Annotated in this window: 7 protein-coding genes and 1 tRNA gene; 7 read left to right on the top strand and 1 reads right to left on the bottom strand. The window is 52.4% G+C overall.

What is annotated here, in order from left to right; genetic code table 11:
- The 4 genes from VLX68_17075 to VLX68_17060 all read left to right on the top strand — a co-directional run.
- Positions 1-488 (top strand): ABC transporter permease subunit (locus VLX68_17075; GenBank protein HUI93958.1); only part of this gene is annotated, 488 nt, incomplete at its 5' end.
- 4 nt (positions 489-492) lie between these two features.
- Complete coding sequence (locus VLX68_17070; GenBank protein HUI93957.1) at positions 493-2,250, top strand: Gldg family protein; 1,758 nt, start codon at positions 493-495, stop codon at positions 2,248-2,250.
- Positions 2,247-3,371 (top strand): DUF4340 domain-containing protein, encoded by a 1,125-nt coding sequence (locus VLX68_17065; GenBank protein ID HUI93956.1) that lies wholly within the window; start codon positions 2,247-2,249, stop codon positions 3,369-3,371. The genes VLX68_17070 and VLX68_17065 overlap by 4 nt, the downstream gene beginning before the upstream one ends.
- Before the next feature lie 132 nt (positions 3,372-3,503).
- Positions 3,504-4,064, top strand: a complete 561-nt coding sequence (locus tag VLX68_17060) for a pyruvate kinase alpha/beta domain-containing protein (GenBank protein ID HUI93955.1) — start codon at positions 3,504-3,506, stop codon at positions 4,062-4,064.
- 55 nt (positions 4,065-4,119) lie between these two features.
- On the opposite strand, the gene VLX68_17055 is transcribed toward VLX68_17060, so the two are convergent.
- Positions 4,120-4,194: transfer RNA gene (locus VLX68_17055), tRNA-Gly, on the bottom strand.
- 266 nt (positions 4,195-4,460) lie between these two features.
- Between VLX68_17055 and icd the strand changes: the two genes are divergently transcribed.
- The 3 genes from icd (at position 4,461) to VLX68_17040 (ending at position 8,860) form a co-directional block, all read left to right on the top strand.
- Complete coding sequence (icd, locus tag VLX68_17050; protein ID HUI93954.1) at positions 4,461-5,669, top strand: NADP-dependent isocitrate dehydrogenase; 1,209 nt, start codon at positions 4,461-4,463, stop codon at positions 5,667-5,669.
- An 85-nt stretch (positions 5,670-5,754) separates the two neighbouring features.
- Entirely contained in the window at positions 5,755-6,378 is a 624-nt protein-coding gene (locus VLX68_17045; GenBank protein HUI93953.1) for a hypothetical protein, read from the top strand.
- Between the two features lie 103 nt (positions 6,379-6,481).
- Positions 6,482-8,860 (top strand): PorV/PorQ family protein, encoded by a 2,379-nt coding sequence (locus VLX68_17040; GenBank protein ID HUI93952.1) that lies wholly within the window; start codon positions 6,482-6,484, stop codon positions 8,858-8,860.
- Positions 8,861-8,907: the final 47 nt, after the last annotated feature.

Raw genomic sequence — 8,907 nt, 5'->3', positions numbered from 1 at the left:
TGAAGACCCTCGAGCTCCTTCTCACGTGGCCGGTGAGCGACTTCGAGGTGGTGATGGGCAAGTTTCTCGCCAGCTTCGCGCTGCTCTCCATCGTGGTCCTTCTCTCCATCACCATTCCCATCTCCATCGCCATCATCGGCCATCCCGATGCGGGACAGATCGTGGGCCAATACCTTGGCGCGCTGCTCATGGGCGCGGCCTATCTCGCCATCGGCTTGTGGATTTCGTCGCTTACGGAAAACCAGATCATCGCTTTTATCATCGGCGTGGTGGTGATCTTCGTTCTCTTCATCATCAGCACGCCGTTCATCCAGATGAGGCTTCCCGCCTTCATCAGCCCGCTGTTCACCTTTGTCGGGCTCGGGAGCCATTTCGAAAGCATCAACCGGGGCGTGATTGACAGCAGGGACATCATCTACTACCTGTCCGTCATCGGCTTCTTTCTTTTCTTGAATGTCTGCTCGCTCGGCAGCAGGAAGTGGGCGTAACACCATGGAATCAAAAAAGATCAAAAACAGCACGCAAATCGTCATCTACGCGCTCGTCATTCTCGGGTTTCTCGCCGTGATCAACTACCTTTCGACAAAGGTGTTCGTGCGCGCCGATCTCACCGAGAAGAAAATGTACAGCATTTCCCCGGCATCGAAAAAGATCCTTAAAAAGCTCGACGATATCGTGAGCGTAAAGGTCTTTTTCTCCAAAAACCTTCCGGTAAACGTGCGCACGCTTGAATCAGACGTGCGCGACATGCTCTCGGAGTACAAGGCCTATGCAGGCCGCAACCTCCACATCACCTATGAGGATCCCACCAAAAGCGAAGAGGAGAAACGCAAGGTGACCCAGATGGGGATACCCGAGCTGCAGATGCAGACCATCGAAAAGGACAAGGAGCAGGTGGTCAATTGCTTCATGGGCATAGCGGTGCTCTACGGAGACAAAAAAGAAGTGATGCCCGTGGTGCAGAACCTCACCAACCTCGAGTATGATCTCACCGAGGCCATCCAGAAAGTTTCGCGGAAAGAAAGCCCGAAAATCGGTGTTTTAAAAACCGACACGCTCCCCGTCATCCCGCCGCAGTACCGCCAGCAGATGCCGGAAAGTCCGGAGGAAGTGCACGAGAAATACAAGCCTATTTTCGAAAACCTCGAAAAAAACTATTCGGTTGAGACCGTGCAATGTGCCGACGGGAAGCCCATTGACCCGCAGATCAAGACCCTGATCGTTCCCGGAGGTTCATCCTTTACAAACCGCACTCTTTTCGAGATCGATCAGTATTTCATGAATGGCGGCAATCTTGTGGTTCTCGCGGACGCCATCAAAATATCGTATCAATACGGCGCGTCTGCTTTCCCTCAGGATCCCGGCATTCTGCGGCTCATGGAGCATTACGGCGCGGTAGTCGAGAAATACCTCGTCTGTGACGCAGCCTGCGGCCAGGTAAGCATTCCGCAAAAGGTCGGACCTTTCCAAATGAACGTCCCGATGAGTTATCCGTATTTCGTCCGCATCATTCCCGAGGACCTGAACAAGAACAACCCTGCGGTCTCCACACTCAATGAGATGATTCTTCCCTGGATAAGCCCCATCAAGGTTCTGGTTCCGATAAAGGATGCGATGGCCAAGAACGCAAAAGACACCGGTGCCGTCACTGCGAGCGTTCTCATTACCTCTTCAAAAAGAAGCTGGACGGTCGGCGGCAACTGGGACCTCAATCCCCAGCAGAAATGGACTGCGCCGGCGCAGGGGTTCACGCAGAGCAACCTGGCCGTTTACCTGACCGGAAACTTCACCAGCTACTTTGCCGGAAAGCAAATTCCCCCGGTGAAGGAGCCAAACGTCACCGCGTCGGATTCCCTCAAGAAAATTGCGCTGCTGGGCGACACGACGGCAAGAAACCGGAAGATCGTTACGGGAAACAAGGGCCGCCACCTTGTGCTCGTGGGCGATTCGGATTTCCTCACCGGCCAATTCGGCGCGCAGGGCAACATCACCTTCCTGCTCAATGTCGTTGACTGGCTTTCCTCGGCCGAGGACAACCTCATTTCCATACGCACGCGCACCATGGTTGACCGGAGCCTCGCAAAGGACAATCTCAAAGAAGGGTCGGCGGGAACCGCTTTCATCCGGTGGCTCAACATTATTTTAATGCCGACGCTTGTCATCATTACGGGCCTTATCATTTTCTTGCGTCGGCGTGAATTCACCACCGCACCGGTTAGCACCGAAAAAACGGAGGAGAAAGCCAAATGAATATGAAACATCTGCCGCTTCTCGCGGTCATTCTGGTGGTTATCATCGGCATCATCATCGTTGCGAACCAACTCAGCAACCTGAAACCTTCCGAGCAATCGCTGGCCTATCTCCCGCAATTTTCCGAAGCGGACTGCGGCATGATCAGCATACGCGACTTCAAGGACTCGGTTTTTCTGATCCACAAGGGCAAGGAATGGGTTGTGGCCGACAAAAGGCCCTCCGAAAACACCTCTCCTCTAGCCGCCGACACGACCGCAAGAGTGAAACTTTCCTCGGAATATCCTGCCGACAGCGCCTTTATCCAGATAGCTCTTGACAAACTGAAAGCAATGAAAAAAGACGACCTGATTTCGCAGAACCAGCACAAGCAGGCCGAGCTTGAGGTGGACTCCATCATGGGCACACGCGTTGATGTATATAACGAAAAGCTTGCGCCCATCCTTACCTTCTATGTCGGCAAGAACAGCGCGGACTGGTCATCAAATTTCGTGCGCGTTAATGGATCAAACGACGTGTACCTTGTCGGCGGCAGCATCAAATACTCCTTTTTCACCGACAAGACGCGCTGGAAAAACAAGTCCATTGTCAAATTCGACCGGTCATTTGCAAAGGTCATTGAAATTACCCATAGAGACAGCGCCACCACCATTGTTTCATTGACGCCACCCTCGCCAAAAGACAGCTTGGGCAAACCCACCTGGCAGATACTGTCGCCGGTAAAAGACAGTGCGAAAAACACGGAAGTCGATAAGATCCTCAATTCCATGTCCAATTTCTCAGCGGCTGATTTCGAGAATGACACAACGATTTCAAAAGACAGCCTGGGGTTCACCAAGCCTTATTTGACCGTGACCGTGGCCCTGGAAAACGGCGAAAAGAAAACGGTCATTGTCGGCAACGAAAAAGGCTCCGAAGGCAAGCGCTGGGTGCGCACGCCGGACAAACCGGTCACGTTTCTGATTTACAAATACAATGTCGACAATCTTGACAAAAGCGTCAACGCGCTGCGCGGCATAGAGGAGAAGAAACCTGCGCAACCGGTGAAGCCGGCGCCGGCCCAGCAGAAAAAGACCGAAAAAAAGGAGAAAAAGAAGTCCGCGGCAAAAGCGGTGAAATAATCTGTCTTGATACTTTGTCGTCGCAAAAAAATGTCCGGATTTAATCGGCTCCCGCTTAACATCACAGGCGGGAGTTTTTATTTATAAGCGAAAGGCCATCGCTATCGTTAGACTTATTAGAAAGGAGACAGAATGGCGACCATTACCTACTTTGAAAAGCCCGGTCCTCACAACACCGAAAAAACTCTCGTTCTTGGCGCAGACCGTGCCAAAGAGCTTTCCATCAAGACCATCATCATTGCCTCTTCGTCCGGATCAACCGCTCAGAGGGCAGTCAGGATTTTCCCCAGGGGTTCTCTGGTCGCGGTGACTCATTCCACCGGCTTTGAGCATAAAGACGCGCAGGAACTTCGGCCCGGACGCAAGAAAGAACTCGAAAGACAGGGATGCAAGGTGTTGACCTGCCAACATGCCTTCGGCGGCGTAAACAGGGCGGTCCGCCGCATGCTTCACACGTATCAACTTGACGAAATCGTAGCCTATACGCTCCGCACCATGGGACAGGGATTTAAAGTGTGCCTTGAAATCGCTTGTATGGCCGCCGACGCAGGACTCGTTTCCGTAAAACAGGAGGCGCTGTGCATTGCCGGAACCGGAACGGGAGCAGATACTGCGGTGGTCTTGACGCCTGCAAACGCGCAGAGTTTTTTTGAGCTCAAAGTACACGAAATCGTTTGCAAACCCAGATTGTAACAAAACTGCTGCGGCAGTAAAAAAAAATTAGGCGGTCTGAATCCAGGCCGCCTAATGGAGCGGGAGACGAGGATCGAACTCGCAACCTTCACCTTGGGAAGGTGACACTCTACCGTTGAGTTACTCCCGCATTAAATATCGGATTAAAGATAAGTGTTACCTGCTTTTGATGTCAACACTTTCCCTTGTACGTCAGACAGGTTATAGAGTATTTTACAAGGCGAAAAAGATGTCTCTAAGGGATTGCCTTTCAATATGTTTCGGCATTTTTTCCTATTCCTGAAAGAATAATTCCCTTAATCAACGTTGTGGTATCAACGTATAAAATCATGCCCCACTGTTTTTCTCGTAATGCATTGATCTTTACTTTTTAAGAATTTGAATGGATCCAGCCCTATGTCGTCCGACAAAATCTCCATGAAAAACAGCGTTCTGGCCGTGCCGGACTCGCCGGTCATCCCGTTCATAGAGGGAGACGGCATTGGCCCTGATATCTGGCGAGCCGCAAAAAATGTTTTTAACACAGCGGTAAAAAAAGCTTACGGCAGCAGACGCGCCCTTGTTTGGAAAGAAGTGCTCGCCGGAGAAAAAGCGTTTGCAAAAACAAAAAATTGGTTGCCGCAGGAAACGCTTATTGCTTTCCAGGAATATCTCGTGGGAATCAAGGGCCCGCTCACCACTCCGGTGGGCGGCGGCATACGGTCGCTCAATGTGAGCCTCCGACAGCTTCTCGACTTGTACGTTTGCCTGCGTCCGGTGCGTCATCTTCCCGGCGTCCCCTCCCCTGTCAAGCACCCCGAAAACGTTAACATGGTCGTGTTCCGCGAGAACACCGAAGACGTATACAGCGGCAAGGAACTTGAGCGGGGCAACGACAAGACAAAAAAGCTGCTCGCTTTTCTCAAGAAGGAATTCGCATGGGACATCCGCGAGGATTCTGGCATCGGCATCAAACCCATTTCGGAATTCGGTTCAAAAAGGCTGGTACGCGCGGCGATTAATTTCGCGCTTGAAAACAAGCGTAAAAGCGTGACCCTCGTGCATAAGGGAAACATCCAGAAATTCACCGAGGGCGCTTTCCGCGCCTGGGGATATGAAGTGGCAAAGGAGGAATTCGGCGGCAACACCGTTTCGTGGGAAGCATGCAACGGAAAAGTTCCCCCGGGAAAACTGCTCATCAAGGACGCCATTGCCGATATTTTTTTCCAGCAGTCCATCACCCGCGCGCAGGAATTCGATGTAATCGCCACCATGAACCTCAACGGTGACTATATTTCCGACGCGCTCGCCGCGCAGGTGGGCGGCATCGGCATAGCGCCCGGCGCGAACATCAATTACACCACCGGGCATGCCCTGTTTGAAGCCACGCACGGCACCGCGCCCAAATACGCCAATCTGGACAAAGTAAACCCGACTTCCCTGATTCTCTCGGGCGAAATGATGTTGCGGTACCTGCACTGGACCGAAGCCGCGGATCTTATCGTAAAAGGCGTTGAACGGGCCATTCTAGCTCGTACCGTAACTTATGACTTTGCCCGGCTCATGGATGATGCCAAGGAAGTGTCCTGCTCTGAATTCGGAAATTGCATTATAAAGAACATGTAAACCCGCGCCCCGGGGTTGATCACGGGGCACGAACATATTAGTTTTACTAGGCAGCAGTACGGCGTTCTGAGAAAAATTCCATACTATGTCAATACTTCTCGCCATTGTCGGCATTTTCCTGCTCCTTGTTGCAATGCTCATCGCCGTCCGGATCGGCATGAACAAGGGCAAGGCGGCGGAAGAAGCGCCGTCACCCATGATCCACGGCAGCGGAATTTACTCAATTATACGGCGCAGCCCCCGCGAAAACATCGGAGATTACAAGCCTTCCCAGGAAGAAATCCGCAAATATCTTTTTGATAAAAACGTAAATACTAGGTTGAGCGCGCAGGAAAAAGAGCGCCTTATCAACTCATGGAACCATCAGATGGAAGCTAATATCCGCGAAATCGAGGCGGGCGACAGAGAGGGAACAGAATTTTACTATTTCGACTTTAAATGGGACGATCCGGTGTGCTCCAAAATTATAAAGAAAGGGCGTTTTGTCACGAGGGAGCAGATCTTCCAGTATCCGCAGGTGATTCCTCCGCTGCATCTTGGATGCGGGTGCCAGTTGTACAAGTACCAGGGAAAAGACAAACTGCGGGAAACCACCGAAATTGGCATGCTGCCGCTTTTCCGCAGCAATGAAACAGTGCCACTCCCGGAGTGGAAAGAGATAGTTCCGATTGAAACTCCTTCAAAAACCAGTCCTCCCGAGGGCGCTTAAGGGAATTGATGCGTTACCATTTGTCCTTGCTAAAGGAATATCTTTTCTGCCCTCGAATCCACGGCGCTTCACGACTCAGAGCAATGGAATGAGGTATTCTGCCATGCGATTTTCTGCTGTAAGGCTTTTGACGGGCGCCATCGCGCTTCTCTCGCTTTATTCCTCTGTTTTTGCCGTCGGGCAGTCAGCCGTGATCACCCTCGTGTTCCCTCCCGGTGCCAGGGCGACCGGCCTCGGCGAGGCGTTTACAGGCCTTGCAGACGATGCGAACGCAACCTATTTCAACCCCGCAGGACTCGGACAAGATCCGCTATCGAATTCCTGGAAAATATATTCCATGGAAAACGGCCTTCAGCTAACCGCGATTGCCGCAAAACGAAAAAAAGATTTCGGCATGGGTGATAAAATCTGGGCCGGCACCAACCACGGCATCCTCCAGTTCAACGGCAAGGCATGGATCGCCTATGAACGCCATCTCATTGTCCAGGGCGACAACTTGGAGAGCATAGCGAAGAAATACCTGGCGGTCGACAACGAAAGTCTCATTAACAGGGCGGTCATGGTTCTCAAAAACGCAAACGGCATCGAGGTGAACAGAACAAAGGGGCTCGAGGAATACCTGCGCAGGGAAATAAGCGATTCCCTCATGAAAGCAAAAAACTACACGATAGACGATCTTACGGCGGAGATCATGGCCTTGTCGAAATTCGAGCGGACGTCGGCGCAGATCTACGGAAAAATCGCGGTAAAGGTTGATTCTCTCAAAGCAAGCAAAATGGCCGATGATATCGCCCAGATTCTTACCAAGAAAGACACACAGTTCGAAGAGCTTGTCGAACTCAAAGTCCCCTTTAAAATTGCGGTTGACGATACCGTGCGGACGCTCTTGCTCGATTCGCTCGACAGGGTGTGGGTGGGCACCCCCCATGGCCTGTGGCGTTACGACGGTTCGGTATGGAAATATTTTTCTGAATCCGACGGCCTTCCTTCCAACAGCATCAGGGCGCTGTGCGTGGGCCGCAGCGGCGACATCGCCGTGGGTACCGATGCGGGCATCGGTATCTTTGCCGACGGCAAATGGACCGCGATTGGCGTCGCAAACGGACTTCCTGATCCGGTCATCAACGCGGTGGCCTATGGTAAAAACGGCGTCCTGTATGTGGGCACCGCCAAGGGTCTCGCGGCCAGAAAGGATTCGGCATGGACTTTCTACGACACCACCAACGGTCTCCTGACCAACGATGTCAGGGTGCTCTTTGTCGATTCAAAAAGCAGGCTGTGGGTGGGAGGGCCGAACGGCGTCGCCATTTTCGACGAAGCGACGTGGAGACGGTATAAATTTCCCGGCAGCACCGTGACGTCCATCAGTGAGCACTCGAGCGGCACGGTGTGGATAGGCACCAACAAGGGGGCGATCACCTACCGCCAAGGAAGAATAAAGACCGACGCAAGCGGCAAAACCAGGGAAAACCCTCCGGAATGGAAGGTATACCATTCGAAGAACGCGCTGAAGGGCGACGATGTCCAGGGGGTTTCGGTGCAGGGAAACGACATGTGGCTCGCGACAAAGGAGGCGGTTAACAAATACGACTACGCGGACAGGCAGGTATTCCTGTTCCACGAAATGCTGCTCCCCGCCTTTAAAATCCCTGACCTCTGGCACGTGTATCTTGCGGGCGTGCTCCCCACCGAGGACTGGGGGACCATCGGCGTTACAGTCAATTTCATCAACTTCGGCGTCAATACCTCCACCGACGAGCAAGGAAGGGAAATAGCCGAATACAGGTCGTGGGAAGGCGTATTTGGACTGTCGTACGGCCTCTTGCTCGCTCCCGATTTCTCCGCAGGCATCAACATCAAATACGCGCACAGCGCACTGGCGCCCGGCTACGGCCCGGGTGACGAGGGCGTGGGCCAAACGTTTGCCATTGATGCGGCGCTGCTCAAAAAGAATTTGTTTGTAAAAAATCTCAGCCTGGGATTCATGCTCCAAAACATGGGGCCCTCCATTTTCTACATATCACAGCAGGAGGCCGATCCCATACCCTTTACGGTGCGCCTCGGCCTCGCCTACAAGGCGGTGCAAACCCCGTTTCTCGACCTCAACCTGCTTCTTGATGTTGACCGGGAAATAGTGAAGAACTATCCGGATAAGCAACCTGATCCTTTCTACACCGCAATCTGGACCGGACTTCTTGCCGATACCACTGAAACAACGTTGGAAAAACTTGAAGATGTAAATCTCCACGCCGGGATCGAACTCTGGTACGCCAATCTGCTCGCCCTACGCATCGGCCACCTTTTTGATTATACCGGCAAGCGTTTTGAGCTCACGTTCGGCCTCGGCATTAATTATGCCAACATCATTTTCGATTGGTCCTTCATCTATTCTCCAGAAGGATTTATGAAAGGCATTGTCGCCGATGGAAGCACCGGAGCTCGCAACGGCCAGTGGAGATGGTCGCTCATGTTCAATTTCTAGCGGCCAATCAAACCTGATTCCCATGTTGAGCCGGAAGCAAGTGATAA

It is taken from the genome of Chitinivibrionales bacterium, assembly GCA_035516255.1.
GTDB lineage: Bacteria > Fibrobacterota > Chitinivibrionia > Chitinivibrionales > FEN-1185 > FEN-1185.
This window is presented reverse-complemented; position numbering and strand designations above follow the sequence as displayed.